This is a genomic window from Polaromonas sp. CG_9.7 (assembly GCF_015752205.1).
Taxonomy (GTDB): domain Bacteria; phylum Pseudomonadota; class Gammaproteobacteria; order Burkholderiales; family Burkholderiaceae_C; genus Polaromonas.
On record NZ_JADOVG010000005.1, the window covers coordinates 121,069 to 138,785 of the forward strand.

Here is a 17,717-nt window from a genome sequence, read left to right on the forward strand (position 1 = left end):
GCATCGGTGGCAACGCCGCTATAAAACGGCAAACGTGGTGGCGGTGCTTCATGCCAGCATGGTAAAGGCTTTGGTGAAGAAATCGTCGCTGCCGAAGTTGCCGGACTTCAGCGTCAGGTGCAGTCCATCGTGGCTGGCCATGGCCGGCACGTACTGGATCGCAGCAGGGACATCGTCAGCCACTGGGGCGTCGGCGATGACCTTCGGAGCAGATCGCGGGGACGCTGGTCTGGCGTGACACCACGGCACACCGGGATCAATCTGCGGGCCGATCTGTAGTTGCGTGACGCCCAGCGCCTGCACACAGGCGCCCGAGGTTTCACCCCCTGCCACCACAAGCTGCCCTACACCGCATTCCACCAGGCCGCGCGCCACTGTCGCCAAGGTACGCTCGACCAGCGCACCGGCTTGTTCGGCACCCAACCGTGACTGCACGGCTTTGACGTCAGCGCTATCGGCCGTGGAATACACCAGCACCGGACCCTGCGCCAGCAGCGGACGGGCCCACGCCAGCACTTCGGCCGCCACATCGACGCCGGAGGCGACACGCAACGGTTCGATGGCGAAGGCGGGATGGCCCCGCTTGATGAAATCCAGCACCTGCCGGTTGGTCGCCAGCGAGCAACTGCCAGACACCACCGCCTGCAGCCCCCCTGCAGCCGGCAAACGGCTGGCCTGCAGCGAAGGGGTGATGCCAAAGTTGGCCGGCAACCTGATCGCCACGCCGGAGCCTGCCGTTACCAATGGCATGCCCTTGAGGGCGCCGCCAAGAAGCAACAGATCCTCGTTGGACACGGCATCCACAATCGCCACGCCCACCCCTTCGGCTTGAAGTCGGGCCATGCGCTCGCGCACTGCGACTTCACCGAGCGCCACCACCCGGTGGTCGATCAGTCCGACACGTCGTCTGGTCTGGGCCTGCATCACCCGCACCAGGTTGGCGTCTGCCATGGGCGTCAGTGGGTGGTTCTGCATGCCGCTTTCGTTGAGCAGCACGTCGCCGACGAACAGATAACCCTTGAATACGGTGCGCTGATTGTCGGGAAAAGCCGGGGTGGCAATGGTGAACCCGGTGTCAAGCGCGTCCATCAATGCATCCGTCACCGGTCCGATGTTGCCCTGAGCCGTGCTGTCGAAGGTTGAGCAATATTTGAAATAGATCTGCTGCGCGCCCCGGCCCTGCAGCCAGGCCAGCGCGGCCAGCGACTCCGCCACCGCCTGCTCAGCCGATACGGTGCGCGACTTGAGGGCCACCACCACGGCGTCAACATCGGCGTCCAGGGGGCCGTCAGGCACACCAATGGTTTGCAGCACCCGCATGCCGGCGCGCACCAGGTTGTTGGCCAGATCCGTGGCGCCGGTGAAATCGTCGGCGATGCAGCCGAGGCTGATCGGACTCATGCTTTTTTTGGCAACTCAATGCCCGGGAAAATCTTGATTACGGCACTGTCGTCTTCATTGGCAAAACCGGCCGTCGAAGCCTGCATGAACATCTGGTGCGCGGTGGACGACAGCGGCAGCGGAAACTTGCTGGCGCGCGCCATGTCTAGCACAAGACCCAAGTCCTTGACAAAGATGTCCACTGCCGAGAGGGGCGTGTAGTCAGCCGCCAGCACGTGCGCCATGCGGTTTTCAAACATCCAGCTGTTCCCGGCGCTGTGCGTGATGACCTCGTACAGCGCAGCTGCATCCACCCCTTCGCGCAGTCCCAGTGCCATCGCTTCAGCAGCGGCCGCGATATGAACACCGGCCAGCAGCTGGTTGATGATCTTCACCTTGCTGCCCGCGCCGGCCGAATCGCCAAGTTTGTAGACCTTGGCAGCCATGGCATGAAGCACCGGTTCGGCTTTTGCATAAGCCGCTGGCGCGCCCGAGGTCATCATGGTCATTTCGCCACTTGCCGCCTTGGCCGCCCCGCCAGAGATGGGCGCGTCGATATAGAGCAGACCCAGTTCATTGAGGCGCTTTTCCAGGGCAATGGACCCGTTGGGGTCCACCGTCGAACACATCACGAAAACACTGCCTGGCCGCATGGCCGCAGCACAGCCGTCGGGGCCAAACAGCACCGCCTCGGTTTGCGCGGCGTTAACCACTACCGAAACAATCACATCACATTGCCGGGCCAGTTCCGCCAGCGAAGGGCTGGCAAAAGCGCCGCCTTCCTCGGCAAACGCGCTTGCGATTTCTGGCCGAACGTCAAACACATGCGGTGCATATCCGGCGCGGCGCAGCGACTGCGCCATGCCTTTGCCCATGGCACCCAGACCCACCAAACCTGCGACTGGTGTCATGTTCACTCCTTCAACCAAGGGTAATTTTTGCAAAGCTGGCAACGCGTTTCCACTTTTGCGCGTCGGCCGCCATAAAGGCGCCCATGTCTGCGGCCGGCATGAAGCCAACCTCGGCACCACGGGACTCCATGGCGCGGATAACTTCAGGCTCACGCATGATCTTTTGCAGCGCCTGCTCCAGGGCACTGACAACAGCAGGAGGGGTGCCTGCGGGCGCCGCGACGCCGTACCAGGCGCTGACGTCAAACTCCGGCATGCCCAGCTCGACCAGCGTGGGCACGTCAGGCAGCGTCTTGCTGCGGCGAAGGGTTGTCACGGCAAGGGCTTTCACCGTACCGCCCTGGATCTGCCCCAGCACCGAAGGCAGGTTCTCGAACATCATCTCGACCTCCCCCGCGATCAGGCCTGTCACCGCGGCAGCGGCACCGCGGTAGGGAATGTGCGTGACAAACGTTCCCGACGTGCTTTTGAAAAGTTCGGCACTGAGGTGCAGCGAGGTGCCGTTGCCGTTCGAGGCGTAGTTCAACTTGCCGGGTTCGCGTTTGGCGCGTGCCAACAGGTCGGCAACCGAACCGATGCCGCTTTTGGGGTTGACCACCAGCACATTGGGCACACGGCCCAGCAAGGCAACCGGCGCAAGCTGCTCGGGCTTGTAGGGAAGGCTCGCATACAGCGCCGGGCTGATGGTCAGCGGCGGCGAAGCCATCAACAAGGTGTAGCCATCGGCTGGCGAGCGGGCCACTTCAGCGGCGCCCACATTGCCGCCCGCCCCGGGTTTGTTGTCGATGACCACCGCTTGCCCGAGTTCCTGCGCCAGCCGGGAGCCGACGAGACGCGCCATGTTGTCGATCAACCCACCTGGCGGAAAAGGCACGACCAAACGAATTGGCCGGGAAGGCCAGGTTTGTGCCATGGCAAGCTGTGGGGCGGCGAGTGCGGTGCCGCTCCACACAATGGCCTGTCGCCGCGTGATGGGTTTCATGATTTTCTCCAGGTATTAAAAAAGGCCGCTGCGAGAACGGTGTGCAGATGCACGCGAACAACGAACACTCAAGATAAAAATTTCGTTTTTCATGGCTTGCCTGTTGGTCTCACAACAGGGGATAACTTAAATTTCAGCCAATATTTATATGGTCATCCTACAACTTTTTGGTGGTTTGCTCATCCTTGTTTACCCTGAGCATTTTGCAAACCCTCACTGATCTGGCTGAACATGCCGCGCCAGCAGGGTTCAAACGGGTTCTATAAAACCATGATCAGACGGAGCGTCGAGCGGTGCTGCAAGTGGATGTAGCGGCAAATATGCGTGCCAGGGCGCATCGCGTCTTTGGGGAGTTCACACGGTATGAAAATCGTCTGATCGAATGCTGAGGCTTCAATTTTTCACACCGCCGTGTGCCGGCGAGGGATGCGAAACAAGCGTCCATGCACTGGGTGCGAGGCTTACCGCCGGGTGGCGCCGGACACCAGGGGGCTTGCCAATTGCACACCGGCCTCTTTCCAAAAGTCTGGATCGGCCTGCTCGATGCGCTCGATGGCGTTGTCCATGTGCTGTGCCGCAGCCCGGCGCGCCATGGTGGGGTCGCCCGCCTCTATGGCCGCAGCGATGGCTTCGTGTTCGTCGCGAACCTGGCGGGCAAAATCCGCTCGCCGGGCCTCGTTGGCGCGGGTCACACGCGTCACCCCGCGCAAAAACTGGCGCAGGTAATCCAGCGTGCTGATGAGAAACGGATTTTGCGCAGCATCTGCAATAGCACGGTGGTAGTTCACGTCTTCATCGGCACCGTCGCCCCCGGCCTTGACCGCCTCGTCCAGGGCCACAATCGCCTGGCGAATGCGCGCGATGTCGGTTGCATTTCGGCGTTGCGCAGCAAGCGCCGCCACCTCTGCTTCCAGTGCGCGACGCACCTCCACCATTTGAATGACAGCCTGCCTGGACGCAGCCGAGCGGGTGTCGAAATTCAGCGGCGCAAACGCAGCCTGTCGCACAAACACCCCGCTGCCCTGGCGCGACTCGACCACGCCCAGCGACTTCAGCCGCGACACCGCCTCGCGCACCACTGTGCGGCTGACCGCAAACTGCTCGACCAGCGCAGCTTCGGTCGGCAGCTTTTCACCAGCGGCCGGCCGGCCCGCGCGGATTTCGGCAGACAGTGCCTCGGCCACCCGTTCGGACAGATGCACGCCGGGCGTGATGGAATGAAAACGTTGGGTCATGGAATGCTGAAACTTGTCATATCACTTTACAACATTCTTGCGCCATGGCGCCGCCCTTACTGGCCGACCCGGATTTCCTCAACAATGCTGCGCAGGGACGAAGCCAGGACTAAAACATTTGTATTGCCTGAAACGAGGCCTGACTGGACCACGTCTTGAAGGCCAGCCGGGCGGGTTGCCTGGTCAATCCACCCGATGGGCATGAAACCGAACGGGTCATCCACATCGCCCCGGCCAAAACGCAGGGTGGTGATGGGCGCCGGTCAGAAACCATTTCGCGAGTGTCTGGAGCTGCTGCGCGCCGCAGGCATGAAGACGCACCTGATCGGCGGCGCCGGCGAGTTCAATGCCAAGCAGGCGAATGACCAGGAAACGCGGCTCGCGGCAGGGCTGGAGCAGTCTGAGCGTCCGGCCGGCGTACTGCCAGCCAACGGCTCTGGCGGTCACCATACCCTCATCCACTTCACTGCGTAACATCAGTTACTTGATCCGGAAACTTTCTGCACGCTGGAATGCCGCTGTCCACCGGCTCTGCGTTTAGAGTTGGCTAGCATCCGGCCGATGCCTGCCTAATTGCGCCACGGTTCTTGCCATCGATGGGCGAGCAGACAGTCTGCCGGAACGGCGTGAAACACATCGGGGTGGCGGCCATGGAACTGCTTCAGCGGCTCAAGGAATCGATTGCCTGGCTTGGCGGTGCCTTGGCGGCATTGACCGCCATCTGCTATGCCACCGGCTACTACGCCTTTCATGCCCACCTGACAATGCTTGGGCTGGGCCGGGTGGTGGACTTCAAGCACGAGGACATGCTGCTGGAGGGCGCACGCTTCTTTTTCGCCGTCACCGCCCACCTGCTGCAGATGGTGCTGGCCCTGGGCGCCGGCGGCGTCGGCGTGCTGGTGCTGCTGGCGCTTCTGGGTGAAATCGGACCGCTGGCCCGAGGTGGGCGGCGTGCGGGCGAATGGCTGGCCCAACGGCGCGCCGCGCTGGCTGCGGCGCGTCCGGCGCTCAAGGGCACGCTGCTTCTGACGGCGCTGGTGGTCTTGCTGATTGCGCATACCGACCGCTTTTTCTACCCGCTTTTGGCGCTGGGGCGCATTGACAGCCTGCTGTTTCGCAGCGGCGTGCAGGCCGCAGCAGACTGCCGGGCCTTGATTCCGGTGGCCGGCAGTGGATTGCCTCCGGATGTGGCGGCTTCGCTCCTGATGCAGGGCGAGCGCTGCAATGTGTTCCTGCTGGCCGAGTTCAGGCGTCTGCTCGACGGCTACCTGGTGCTGCTGATCGCCATAGGCGCGTCGTTTTCCTTCACTGCGGCCATCCGGCCCGAGATGCTGGCGCGGGCCTGCCGGCTGGTGCTGGCCGTCTATGGCATGGTCTATACGCTCTTGCTGCCGGTGGCTTTCGGCATCCTGGTGCGGGCGGCGGTCTATCCGCTGGCCAGCCTTGAATTCAGGGACGGTGCGCTGGCCAGCGGCAACCTCATGACGCGCAACGACAAAAACCTGCTGCTGTGGCTGCCTGCCGAGCGAAAGGCCGTGTGGTACCCGAGCGAGACGATTGCACGGCTCCAGGTGACGGGCCAGACCAACCTGTTTTTAATCCCGGAAGGAGGCGCCAGATGACCCTGAACCGTATTCTCTATCCGTCCAGCCGCTTCGGGCTGGTCTTGCTGCTTGCGCTGCTGCCGGCATGCGCTCCCCTGCCGCCAGCCCCTGCGCCCGTTCCCGCCAGCCAGGGGCAGGCACCCGTGCTGCGCCCGGTCGGCCGCATCACCTTCATCGAGGGACCGAATGCGTTTGTCGACCGGGGCAACCATGGCGCCGGGCAGCCCGCCCAATTGGGCCAGGCGCTGCTGGCCGGCGACCGCTTTTATACCGGCCCGGGAACGCGCATGAAGATCGATTTCTGGAACGGCGGCTATATCGAAATCGACGAAAACACCGACCCCAGCCTGTTCCAGGACCTGAACTGCCTGGTCGTCAGCCTGTTTCGCAGCGGCCGGATTTTTATCGACAAGTCCAATGCCTGCGTGGAATCGCTGGGCACCAAAAGCCAGCAGTTCAGCAAGGTGGCTTATTCCGTAATGCCGGCGGGCGCCTACCTTCAGATCACCGTGGTCGAGGGCGAGGCCCGCACCCTGGAACCCGCGCCGGCCACGGTCCCGGCGGGGTGGCGCATCGACCTGACGGGTCGCGGCCTGCTGGGCGACGGCCGCGCCTACCGGGTGCCAGAGGAAGCCATCCGCCAGTCCATCGGCTGGACGCAGTACTACCGCAATCGCATCCGCAGCACGCCGGCGCCTGAATTCCCGCCGTTCAGGTTTCCCCGTCCGCAGTATCCAACGCCCCAGGTGCCGCGCAGGCCAGGATGAATATAAAAATACAAAATTAATAGCAAACTATGCTCGCAGTACATGCGCAAAGTGCCATTTACTTCATAAATATCCAGGCGTTTTCAGTCCAGCTTGATGCTGGCCTGCTCGACGACCTTTGCCCAACGGGCTTTTTCGCGGTTGAAGAATTCGTCCTGCTGCACCGGCGCCATGGTCACCACCTCGGCCCCCTGCCCCGCCAGCTTGGCGCGGATGTCGGGATGGCGGATGACCTTGATCAGTTCGCTGTTGAGGCGGTTCAGGATCGCGGGCGGCGTGCCGTTGGCTACCAGCATGCCCTGCCAGGTGCCAGACTCGAAACCGGTCAACCCCTGTTCGGCCAGCGTCGGTACATCGCCAATCAAGGGCATGCGGCTGCTTTTGGAAACGCCCAATATCTTGAGCTTGCCGCTTTGCACAAACGGCAGGGTTGCCAGCATGCCGTTCATCAAAATCTGGGTCTGGCCGGCAATCGTGTCGGTGATGGCCTGCGAGCCGCCCTTGTAAGGGATGTATTGCCATGTGGCGCCGCTGGCACGCTCGACCGCCACGCCGGCCAGGTGCGGCGCACTGCCCATGGCGGTGACGGCAAAGTTCAGCTCGGTTTTCTTCGACAGCGCCACCAGCTCCTTCAGGTTGCTGGCCGGCACTGACGGATGCACCACCAGCAGGTGCGGCGAATAGGCCAGCATGGTCACGCCGCGCAGGTCTTTGGACGGATCGAAAGGCAGCTTGGTGTACACGGACGGGCTGATGGCCAGCGCGCCGGTGTCGCACAACAGCAGCGTGTAGCCGTCAGGGGCCGACTTGGCGACGTAATCGGCGCCCAGGTTGCCATTTGCGCCGGCCTTGTTTTCCACGATGACGGACTGCTTGAGCGCTTCGGACAGGGGCTGGGCAATCGACCGGGCAATGATGTCGGACGAACCGCCTGGCGGGTAAGGCACCACGATGCGGATCGGTTTGACGGGCCAGTTGGCTGGCTGCGCGTTGGCGGCGCCCAGGCCAAGGGCCAGTGAAGCGCCTAAAAGATCACGTCGATTGAGGGTCATGTCTGTCTCCTTGAACAGTGTGGAAGCAGCGGCTGGCTCAGGCCACCGTGTGGTTGGCCATGATTTCCAGGCTGCGCACCAGTGCGGAATGGTCCAGGTCCTGCAGGCCGTTGGCAGCGCACACCTGCATCAGTTGCGCCGCGCCGGCGGTTTGCGGCAGCGCCACACCCAGCGTTTTGGCACCGGCCAGCGCCAGCCCCAAGTCCTTCTGGTGCAGGCCGATGCGAAAGCCCGGATTGAAGGTCCGCTTGATCATGCGTTCGCCATGCACTTCCAGGATGCGCGACGCGGCAAAACCGCCCATCAGCGCCTGGCGCACCTTGGCCGGATCAGCGCCGGCCTTGCTGGCGAACAGCAGCGCTTCGCCGACGGCGGCAATGTTCAGCGCCACGATGATCTGGTTGGCGACCTTGCAGGTCTGGCCGTCGCCGTTGCCGCCGACCAGCGTGATGTTCTTGCCCATCAGTTCGAACAGCGGCTTGACCAGCTCGAACGTTGCATCGGGACCGCCGACCATGATGGTCAGGCTGCCGGCCTTGGCGCCGACTTCGCCGCCCGACACCGGCGCATCGAGGTAATCGCAGCCGAGCGCATTGATTTTTTCAGCGAACTCCTTGGTGTCCATCGGCGAAATGGAACTCATGTCCACGACGGTCTTGCCCTGGCTCAGGCCGCTGGCCACGCCCTCGCCTTCGAACAGCACCTTGGCCACATCGGGCGTGTCGGGCAGCATCAAAAAAATGATATTGGCTTTTTCAGCGACTTCCCTGGCCGAATCGCAGGCCGTGGCCTGGCCGGTCAGCAGGTCCGCGGGAACGTTGCTTCGGGTGTTGAGGAACACTTCATGCCCCGCAGCGATCAGGTGGGCGGCCATTGGCGCGCCCATAATGCCGAGGCCGATAAATCCAAGCTTGCTCATTTTTTTGCTCCAGTCAAAAAGAAATTGAAAATGTGGGAATCAGCTGCGGTAGCGTTCGCACAGGGCCTGCGTGGCCGAACGGAAGGCGCCCAGGTCGCTGCCGACGCCGACAAAGGTCGCGCCCATCGCCAGGTAGCGGCGGGCGTCCGCCTCGACCGGCGCCAAAATGCCTGAAGGTTTGCCGCAGGCCTTGGCATCGGCAAACACGGCGGCAATCACAGCCTGCACGTCAGGATGTCCGGAGTTGCCCAGGTGGCCCATGCCGGCGGCCAGGTCGGACGGTCCGACAAAAATGCAGTCCACGCCGTCGATGGCGGCAATCTCGCGCGCCGCCGCCACGCCGGCATGGCTTTCGATTTGCACCATGACGCAGATATGCTCGTTCACCGACTTGAAGTAATCAGGCACCGTGCCGTAGCGGTTGCTGCGCTGCGACACCGACACGCCACGAATGCCCTGCGGCGGGTAACGCGTGGCAGCCACCGCGCGCCGCGCCTCGTCGGCGCTTTCGACAAACGGAATCAGGAAGTTGTAGAAACCCGCGTCCAGCAGGCGCTTGATTTCCACCGCGTCGTTGCAGGTCGGCCGCACCACCGGCGCGCTGACGCTGTCTTTTAGCGCCATCAATTGCGGAATAAAGGTCGTCACGTCGTTGGGCGAATGCTCGCCGTCGAGCAATATCCAGTCAAAACCGGCCACGCCCAGCACTTCGGTGGTGATGGCATTGGAGAGCGACGACCAGCAGCCGATCAGCTTTTTGCCAGCCAGCAGGTCCCGCTTGAGGCTATTGGGAAAACTTTGGTAAGCGCTCGCTTGTGTCATGGAAGGTCTCCTTTTTCAGCCTGCCGGTTTTCACGGCCGGGCCGTTGACGAATCGATGGGCCGGTTGCGTTGCGCCTCACGCCAGCGTGTAGGCGGTCTTGACGACGGTGTAAAACTCCTGCGCATAGCGGCCCTGCTCGCGCGGCCCGTAGCTCGAACCCTTGCGGCCGCCAAACGGCACGTGGTAGTCCACGCCGGCGGTCGGCAGGTTGACCATCACCATGCCGGCCTGGCTGTGGCGTTTGAAATGCGTGGCGTATTTCAGGCTGGTGGTGGCGACGCCGGCGGCCAGGCCAAACGGCGTGTTATTGGCTTCAAACAGCGCTTCGTCGTAACCCTTGACGCGGATGATGCTGGCGACCGGGCCGAACACTTCCTCGCGGTTGATGCGCATATCTGCCGTGGTGTCGGTCAGCAGCGCCGGCGCCATGAAGAAGCCGTCGGTGGCCAGCTTCAGGCGCTCGCCGCCGGCCAGCAGCACCGCGCCTTCCTTCTGGCCGATGTCCACATAAGACAAATCCTGCTCCAGCTGCGCCAGCGACGACACCGGGCCGATGTCGATGCCGGCGGCCAGCGCGTCGCCGACCTTGAGCGTCGCCATGCGCGCCTTCATCGCCAGGGCGAATTTCGGGTAGATGCCTTCGGTGACGATCAGCCGGCTCGACGCGGTGCAGCGCTGGCCGGTCGAGAAGAACGCGCTTTGCACGCTGAGTTCCACCGCTTGCGCCAAGTCGGCATCGTCCAGGATGACCTGCGGGTTCTTGCCGCCCATTTCCAGTTGGACTTTTTTCAGGTTGACCGCGCATTGCTGGGCAATGCGGGCGCCTACAGATTGCGAGCCAGTGAAGCTGATGGCGTCCACGCCGGTGTGGTTGACCAGCGGGTCGCCGATCACGCTGCCCCGGCCCATGACCAGGTTGAACACACCGGCCGGAATGCCGCTGCGGCTGATGATCTCTGCCAGCGCCCAGGCGCAGCCCGGCACCAGGTCGGCGGGCTTCATCACCACGCAGTTGCCATAGGCCAGCGCGGGGGCGATCTTCCATGCGGGAATCGCAATCGGGAAGTTCCACGGCGTGATGATGCCGACCACGCCAACGGGTTCACGGGTGATTTCAACGCCGATGCCGGGGCGCACCGAGGGCACGACCTCGCCGGTCAGGCGCAGGCATTCGCCGGCGAAGAACTTGAAAATGTTGCCGGCTCTGGCGGCTTCGCCAATGCCTTCAGCCTTGGTCTTGCCTTCTTCCCTGGCCAGCAACGTACCGAGTTCCTCGCGGCGCGCCAGGATCTCGGTGCCGATCTTGTCGAGCGCGTCGGCCCGGGCCTGGATGCTGGACACGGACCAGTCGGGAAAGGCGGCGCGGGCGGCCTGCACGGCGGCGTCGAGCTGCCCGGCGCTGGCCTGGGTGTACTCGCCAATCACATCGGAAAGGTCCGATGGGTTGATATTGAGCGAATAGCCGGTGCCGGCCAGCCACTGGCCGGCTATCAGGTTGTCGTGTTTCTGGGTCATTTCGTAATCCTTGAAGTTTGTTGTTGGGTTGTTGTTCTGGTCACGTCACGGGCGCCGGGTTGAACAGCACCAGCGCGTTGTGCAGCTTCCAGTGTTCGGCCCAGGTTTTCTTGCGGCCGCTGGCCACGTCGAGCATGAACTGGAACAGTTCGCGGCCCACGTCCTCGATCGTTGCGTCGCCGTCGGCAATGCGGCCGGCATTGATGTCCATCAGGTCATGCCAGCGCCGCGCCAGGTCGGTGCGCGTCGCCACCTTGATCACCGGCACTTCGGCCAGGCCATAGGGTGTGCCGCGTCCGGTGGTGAACACATGCAGGTTGATGCCGGCGGCCAGTTGCAGCGTGCCGCAGATGAAGTCGCTGGCCGGGGTGGCGGCATACACCAGTCCCTTCAGGCCTTTTTGCTGGACTTTCTCGCCCGGCGACAGCACGCCGCTGATCGGCGCACTGCCCGACTTGACAATCGAGCCCATGGCTTTTTCAACAATGTTGGACAGGCCGCCTTTCTTGTTGCCCGGCGTGGTGTTGGCGCTGCGGTCGACCTGGCCTTTTTCGAGGTAGGCGTCGTACCAGGCCATTTCGCGGATCATCGCCTGTGCCACTTCCGGCGTGCTGGCGCGCGACGTGAGCTGGTCGATGCCGTCGCGCACCTCGGTGGTTTCGGAAAACATCACGGTGGCGCCGGCGCGCACCAGCAGGTCGGTGCAATAGCCGACCGCCGGATTGGCGGTGACGCCCGAGAACGCATCGCTGCCGCCGCACTGCACGCCGACCACCAGCTCGCTGGCCGGCACGGTTTCGCGCCGGCGCGCATCGAGCCGCTCCAGGTGCAGCTCGGCAGCGCCCATGATGGAGTCGATCATCGACATGAAGCCGACATGGTGTTCCGACTGCAGGCAGACCACATCGAGCGGTGCCTCCGCCGTCATGCCGACATCGGCGACGTTGCGCTCATCAACAATCTGAATCGTGCCGGGCGGCAGCAGACGCTCGGGCTGCAGCTTTTCACAGCCCAGGCTGACGACCATGACCTCGCCGCCAAAGTTCGGGTTGAGCGTGATGTTGCGCAGCGTGCGGATCGGGATGATGGCGTCGGGTGCGTCAATCGCCACGCCGCAACCGTAGCTGTGCTCCAGCCCGACCACGTCATCGACGTTCGGGAAGCGTGGCAGCAGTTCGTCCTTGATGCGCTTGACGGCGAACTCGACCACGCCGGCCACGCACTGCACCGTGGTGGTGATGGCCAGGATGTTGCGGCTGCCGACCGAGCCGTCGGCATTGCGGTAGCCCTCAAAGGTATAGCCCTCCAGCGGCGCCATAGGCTCGGGTTTCACCGTGGCGATGGGCAGGTTGTCCAGCCCGCGCGCGGCCGGCATGTCTTTGACGGCATAGCCAATAGGCACGTTGTAGCGCCGCACGATGCCACCCTGCGGCACGTCGTTCAGCGCGACCTTGTGGCCTTGCGGGACCTTGTCGCGCAGGCTCAAGCCGCTGTCAAAAACGGTGCCTGCAGGCAGGCCGCCGTCATTCACGACGATGGCCACGTTGTCGGCCTCGTGCATGAGGATGTAGCGGGGCTGGGCGCTTGGCAGGAGGGTCATGAAAAGCTCCGGTTGATTACTGCGGGCCGAGCGTCTTGATCAGCGCGGCCAGCGCTTCCATCTCGGCGGGCTTAAGGTCAATCAGGGGCGGACGCACCGGGCCGGCACTGTGGCCGACGAGGGTCGCGCCGGCCTTGACGATGCTGACGGCGTAGCCTGGATTCTTGTTGCGAATCGCCAGATAGGGCATGAAGAAGTCCTTGAGCAGGCGGTGCTGGGTCGCCATGTCGTCACTCGCCACGGCATGGTAGAAATCCATGGCGGTTTTCGGGATGAAGTTGAACACCGCCGATGAATACACCGGCGTGCCCAGCGCCTTGTAGGCGGCGGCATAGACCTCCGCCGTGGGCAAGCCGCCCAGGTACGAGAAGCGATCGCCCAGCTTCAGGAAGATGGATGACATGGTTTCAATGTTGCCCACGCCGTCCTTGAAGCCGATCAGGTTCGGGCAGCGGTCGGCCAGGATGGCCAGCGAATCGGCAGTCAACTTGCAAACGTTGCGGTTGTAGACGATGACGCCGAACTTCACGCTCTTGCAGACGGCTTCGACATGGGCAATCAGCCCTTCCTGGCAGGCTTCCATCAGGTAGTGCGGCAGCAGCAGGATACCGTGGGCGCCCAGGCGCTCGGCTTCCCTAGCGCAGGCAATGGCAAAACGGGTCGAGCCGCCGACGCCGGCAATGATGGGCACCTTGCCGGCGCAGGTGTCAACCGCCGTCTTGATGATGGACGGGTACTCGTCGCCGGTGAGCGAGAAGAATTCGCCCGTGCCGCCGGCGGCAAACAGCGCGCTGGCGCCATAAGGTGCCAGCCATTCCAGACGCCCGGCATAGCCCTTGGGATTGAAGTCGCCCTGCGCGTCAAAGTCGGTGACGGGGAAAGACAAGAGACCGGAACTGACGATGGTTTTGAGGTCTTGCGGGTTCATGGATGGTTGTTCAGGAAAATTTTGTGTGGGATCGAGGAAAAACAAAAAAAGCAGCGGCCAGCACGCCATGAATTTCATGCCATGGCAAGAACCCTTCTCCAACAGGCCGCTAGCGACGGTTCGCAAGAGAGGGGTGAAACTAAAGAGTTTTAGCCGGCAAACACCTTTAAGAAAGTGCCCGCTTATTTCAAGAGCAGGTTCGGCAGCCACAAAGACAATGCCGGGATATAGGTCACTGCCAGCAGCACCAGCAGCAGCGCGCCAAAGAAGGGGTACAGCGCCTTGACCACTTTTTCAATCGGCAGCTTGGCCACGGCAGCGCCGACAAACAGCACGCCGCCCACCGGAGGCGTGATCAGGCCCATGCCCAGGTTGACCATCATGATCATGCCGAAATGCACCGGATCAACACCCATGGCGGTCACGACGGGCAGCAAAATGGGCGTCATGATCAGGATCAGCGGCGCCATGTCCATCAGCGTGCCCAGCACCAGCAGCAGCACGTTGATCATCATCAAAACCACATACTTGTTGTCCGACACACTGGTGAACAGCTCGGTGATCTGCTGCGGAATCTGCATCAGCGTCATGACGTAGCCGAAGCTGGCGGCAAAGCCGATCAGGATCATCACGATGGACAGCGTCTTGACCGTGCGGTGCACCAGCTTGGGCAACTCGTTCCATTTGTAGTCGCGGTAGATGAACATGGTGACAAAGAAGGCCCATATCACGGCAATCGCGGCCGACTCGGTGGCCGTGAAGATGCCTGACAAGATGCCGCCCAGGATGATCACCATGGTCATCAGGCCCCAGAGTGCATCGACGCAGATCTTGAGGGCCTGGCGCATGGGAATGCGCTCGCCCTTGGGGAAATTGCGTTTTTTGGCAATGAACAGGCACATGATGGCCAGCGTCAGGCCCAGCAGCAGCCCCGGCAAGATGCCCGCCAGGAACAGCGCGGCAATCGACACGCCGCCGCCCGCCGCCAGCGAATAGATCACGGCATTGTGGCTGGGCGGAATCAGGATGGCCTGCACCGAGCCGCTGACCGTCACGGCCGTGGCGAAGTCACGCGGATAGCCCTTCTTTTCCATCTCGGGAATCAGCACCGATCCAATCGAGGCGGTGTCGGCCATGGACGAACCTGAAATCGCGCCAAAAAAGGTTGACGCCAGGATATTGACCAGCGACAGTCCGCCCTGGATGAAGCCAACCAGCACGCTGGCAAAGGCCACCAGCCGGCGCGACATGCCGCCCTCTGCCATGATGGCGCCAGCCAGCACGAAGAAGGGAATGGCCAGCAGAGAAAACTTGTTCACGCCGCTGGAAATGGCAATCATGATGGCATCGAGCGGAATGTCGATCCACCAGGCGCCCACCAGCGCGGCCAGGCCCAGGGCATACGCCACCGGCATGCCGATGATCATCAGGCTCAAAAATGAGCCCAGCAGTACAAAAGCATCCATCAGGTCGCTCCCACTTCAATTTTTTCATGGTCAAAGGTGACCACTGCACGCTGGCCCTGGTAGCCGATAAATATGTGCTCCAGAATGAACGCCAGCGTCAGCAGGCCACCCACCGGCACCGGCAGGTAGGTTGCGCCCACGGGCATCCACGGCAGGTCGCCGATGGTCTGGCCCCAGGTTCCCAGGACCAGCTTGAAGCCATAGAACACCATGAACAGGGCCACGGCCAGCATCAAAAGATCTACCGCACGGGCGCACAGCCAGCGCAGACTGGCAGGCAGGCGGTCGGTGATCATGGCCACGGCAATATGGGCGCCGGCACGGTAGGTGGCGGCTGCGCCAAAAAAGGTGAACACCACCATCAGCAGGATGGAAACGGGTTCGGGCCATTGGGAGCCGGTGCCCAGCACATAGCGGGCAAAGATGCCCCAGGGAATGATCAGCGACATCACGAAAACCGCCGCACCGGAAATCCAGATGCAGGCCAGGTAGAGGATGTCGTTAAAACGAAGAAGGTTGTTTTTCATGAGGGTATCCGGTCGGACATGACCGGGGCAAAGCCATTGCTGGCAGCCGCCCCGGTCAGGCCGCAGTTCTTAGTTGGACTTGGTGGCGTCGATGCGCTTCATCAGGTCAGCGAACTTGGCGCCGTACTTGGCACGGACCGGCGCCGTGGCATCAAAGAACAGCTTCTGGTCCACCGGCACGAACTCGACGCCAGCGGCCTTGAGCTTGGTGGTGTAGTCGGCGACGCTCTTGTCCCACAGCACGCGTTGCTCCATCTGGGCTTCGCGGGCGACTTTCTTCATCAGCACCTTGTCGTCGGCCGACAGCTTGTCCCAGGTCACCTTGGACATCACCAGCAATTCCGGAATGATCAGGTGGTTGGTCTGGGCGTAGTACTTCATGCCCGTGGTGTAGTGGTTCGATGTGAAAAAGCTGGGGGGATTGTTTTCAGCACCGTCAATCACGCCGGTCTGCAGGGCGCTGAACACCTCGCCGTAGGCCATCGAAATACCGTTACCGCCCATGGCGTTCATGGTGTCGACAAACAAGGGGTTGCCCATCATGCGGACCTTGATGCCCTTCATGTCAGCGGGCGTCTTGACCAGTGTCTTGGTGTACAGGCTGCGGGCACCACCATCCATCCAGCCCAGGGCCACCAGGCGGGCCGGGCTGTTGGTGACTTTTTCCAGCAGTTCGTCGCCGATCGGGCCGTCAATCACGGCGCGCATGTGGGCAATGTCGCGGAACACGAAGGGCATGTTGAACACATCGACGTCAGGTGCGACGGGACCGACCACGCCCAGCGAGATACGGGCAATCTGCAAGGCGCCAATCTGGACCTGCTCGACGGCTTCCTTTTCCTGGCCCAGCACGGCGCCGGGGAACATTTGAATCTTGATGCGACCGTTGGTGGCGGCATCGAGCTTTTTGCCCATGTTTTCAACAGCGACCACGGTCGGGTAACCGGCCGGGTGGGTATCCACCGCCTTGAGCACCATCTTTTGCGCCATTGCGCCGAAGGAGGTGGAAAGGACCACGGCGGCGACAGCGGCAGCAATAAAGTTTCTACGGAAAGTCATGGTTGTCTCCTTGAAGGACCAGTTAAAAGTTATGAACAGGAACAGGTGAAAAAACAGGCTCAGGCAGCCCGCGCACGCCGGGGCGCAGCGCAAACACACCGCCGGCCAGCGGCTGGTCAGATAAATCGATGCCTTCGGGACGGATCGATGTCACGAACAGGGTGTCCAGGCCGGCGCCGCCAAAAGCGCACATGGCCGGCTTCTTGACCGGAACGGCCAGCGAGCGGTCAAGCTTGCCTTCCGGCGTGAAGCGGTGGATCAGGCCGGCGTCGTTGCCGCAGATCCAGTAGCAGCCGTCGGCATCGACCGCCGCGCCGTCAGGGCGACCGGGCAGCGGATTCATGTCGATGAACAGCCGGCGGTTCGAAGGTGTGCCCGTCTCGATGTCGTAGTCATAAGCCCAGACCAACTGCACCGAGGGATGCGAATCCGACAGGTACATCGTGCAGCCATCCGGGCTGAAAGCCATGCCATTGGGCGTGATGAAGCCCTCCAGCAGCGGCGTCAAACCACTACTCTTTTGATAGCTGTAGATGCAACCTGTGCTTGCGCCAACGGCCATATTCATCAACATCGTTCCGGCCAGAAAGCGGCCTTGCCGGTCGCAGCGGCCGTCGTTGAATCGCATGCCGGGCATGGCATGGCTGACAGGGGCCAGGCTTTCAAAGCCGAGCTGTCCGTCGTCCTGAAAATGCAGCGAGAAAATTCCGCTTTCGGCGCCGGCAATCCAGCCATTCGATCCGCCCATGCGCGCAACGCAAGCCAGCATCTCGGGCGCCAGCCAGCTGCGGCTCTCACCAGTGGCGGGCGTCCAGCGGCACAGGGAGCGCGCCGGAATATCCACCCAGTACAGCGCCTGCTCCGCGCCGTGCCAGACCGGGCTTTCACCCGTTCCGTTGCGCGCGTCGAGCACCAGCTCGGCCTTGATGTTGTCGTCAACCATGATTTG

At 62.5% G+C, this 17,717-nt stretch carries 17 protein-coding genes; 3 read left to right on the forward strand and 14 right to left on the reverse strand.

Annotated features, from left to right (window positions below):
* Positions 1-48: 48 nt before the first annotated feature.
* From otnK to IWX87_RS06975, 4 genes are all read right to left on the reverse strand, one after another.
* Positions 49-1,401 carry a 3-oxo-tetronate kinase gene (otnK, locus tag IWX87_RS06960; RefSeq protein WP_196862795.1) on the reverse strand — a complete coding sequence of 451 codons (1,353 nt, stop codon included), beginning with the start codon at positions 1,399-1,401 and terminating at the stop codon, positions 49-51.
* Complete coding sequence (ltnD, locus tag IWX87_RS06965) at positions 1,398-2,291, reverse strand: L-threonate dehydrogenase (protein ID WP_196862796.1); 894 nt, start codon at positions 2,289-2,291, stop codon at positions 1,398-1,400. Before ltnD ends, otnK begins: the two co-directional genes overlap by 4 nt.
* 10 nt (positions 2,292-2,301) lie before the next feature.
* Positions 2,302-3,273, reverse strand: a complete 972-nt coding sequence (locus tag IWX87_RS06970; RefSeq protein ID WP_196862797.1) for a tripartite tricarboxylate transporter substrate binding protein — start codon at positions 3,271-3,273, stop codon at positions 2,302-2,304.
* Positions 3,274-3,734: 461 nt separating this feature from the next.
* Positions 3,735-4,508, reverse strand: coding sequence for a FadR/GntR family transcriptional regulator (locus IWX87_RS06975; RefSeq protein WP_196862798.1), 774 nt, complete (start codon positions 4,506-4,508; stop codon positions 3,735-3,737).
* 201 nt (positions 4,509-4,709) lie between these two features.
* Between IWX87_RS06975 and IWX87_RS06980 the strand changes: the two genes are divergently transcribed.
* The 3 genes from IWX87_RS06980 (at position 4,710) to IWX87_RS06990 (ending at position 6,879) form a co-directional block, all read left to right on the forward strand.
* Entirely contained in the window at positions 4,710-4,982 is a 273-nt protein-coding gene (locus IWX87_RS06980; RefSeq protein WP_196862799.1) for a hypothetical protein, read from the forward strand.
* Positions 4,983-5,134: 152 nt separating this feature from the next.
* Positions 5,135-6,130, forward strand: a complete 996-nt coding sequence (locus IWX87_RS06985; RefSeq protein ID WP_196862800.1) for a hypothetical protein — start codon at positions 5,135-5,137, stop codon at positions 6,128-6,130.
* Entirely contained in the window at positions 6,127-6,879 is a 753-nt protein-coding gene (locus IWX87_RS06990; protein ID WP_196862801.1) for a hypothetical protein, read from the forward strand. Before IWX87_RS06985 ends, IWX87_RS06990 begins: the two co-directional genes overlap by 4 nt.
* Before the next feature lie 83 nt (positions 6,880-6,962).
* On the opposite strand, the gene IWX87_RS06995 is transcribed toward IWX87_RS06990, so the two are convergent.
* The 10 genes from IWX87_RS06995 to IWX87_RS07040 all read right to left on the reverse strand — a co-directional run bounded on the left by IWX87_RS06995 (position 6,963) and on the right by IWX87_RS07040 (position 17,711).
* Positions 6,963-7,931 (reverse strand): tripartite tricarboxylate transporter substrate binding protein, encoded by a 969-nt coding sequence (locus tag IWX87_RS06995; protein WP_196862802.1) that lies wholly within the window; start codon positions 7,929-7,931, stop codon positions 6,963-6,965.
* A gap of 37 nt (positions 7,932-7,968) precedes the next feature.
* Complete coding sequence (glxR, locus tag IWX87_RS07000; protein ID WP_196862803.1) at positions 7,969-8,850, reverse strand: 2-hydroxy-3-oxopropionate reductase; 882 nt, start codon at positions 8,848-8,850, stop codon at positions 7,969-7,971.
* Between the two features lie 39 nt (positions 8,851-8,889).
* On the reverse strand, positions 8,890-9,672 hold the full coding sequence (garL, locus tag IWX87_RS07005) for a 2-dehydro-3-deoxyglucarate aldolase (protein ID WP_196862804.1): 783 nt from the start codon (positions 9,670-9,672) through the stop codon (positions 8,890-8,892).
* A gap of 76 nt (positions 9,673-9,748) precedes the next feature.
* The gene (locus IWX87_RS07010; RefSeq protein WP_196862805.1) at positions 9,749-11,188 is read right to left on the reverse strand and encodes an aldehyde dehydrogenase family protein; all 1,440 of its coding nucleotides are present in this window, start codon (positions 11,186-11,188) and stop codon (positions 9,749-9,751) included.
* A gap of 40 nt (positions 11,189-11,228) precedes the next feature.
* Positions 11,229-12,788 (reverse strand): galactarate dehydratase, encoded by a 1,560-nt coding sequence (garD, locus tag IWX87_RS07015; protein ID WP_196862806.1) that lies wholly within the window; start codon positions 12,786-12,788, stop codon positions 11,229-11,231.
* A 16-nt stretch (positions 12,789-12,804) separates the two neighbouring features.
* On the reverse strand, positions 12,805-13,716 hold the full coding sequence (gene kdgD / locus IWX87_RS07020; protein ID WP_196862807.1) for a 5-dehydro-4-deoxyglucarate dehydratase: 912 nt from the start codon (positions 13,714-13,716) through the stop codon (positions 12,805-12,807).
* Between the two features lie 182 nt (positions 13,717-13,898).
* Positions 13,899-15,182: a TRAP transporter large permease gene (locus IWX87_RS07025; RefSeq protein ID WP_196862808.1), complete on the reverse strand. Its 1,284-nt coding sequence runs from the start codon at positions 15,180-15,182 to the stop codon at positions 13,899-13,901.
* Complete coding sequence (locus tag IWX87_RS07030) at positions 15,182-15,709, reverse strand: TRAP transporter small permease (protein ID WP_196862809.1); 528 nt, start codon at positions 15,707-15,709, stop codon at positions 15,182-15,184. The genes IWX87_RS07025 and IWX87_RS07030 overlap by 1 nt, the downstream gene beginning before the upstream one ends.
* Before the next feature lie 69 nt (positions 15,710-15,778).
* Entirely contained in the window at positions 15,779-16,768 is a 990-nt protein-coding gene (locus tag IWX87_RS07035) for a TRAP transporter substrate-binding protein (RefSeq protein WP_196862810.1), read from the reverse strand.
* 22 nt (positions 16,769-16,790) lie between these two features.
* Positions 16,791-17,711, reverse strand: a complete 921-nt coding sequence (locus tag IWX87_RS07040; protein ID WP_196862811.1) for an SMP-30/gluconolactonase/LRE family protein — start codon at positions 17,709-17,711, stop codon at positions 16,791-16,793.
* Positions 17,712-17,717 lie beyond the last annotated feature (6 nt).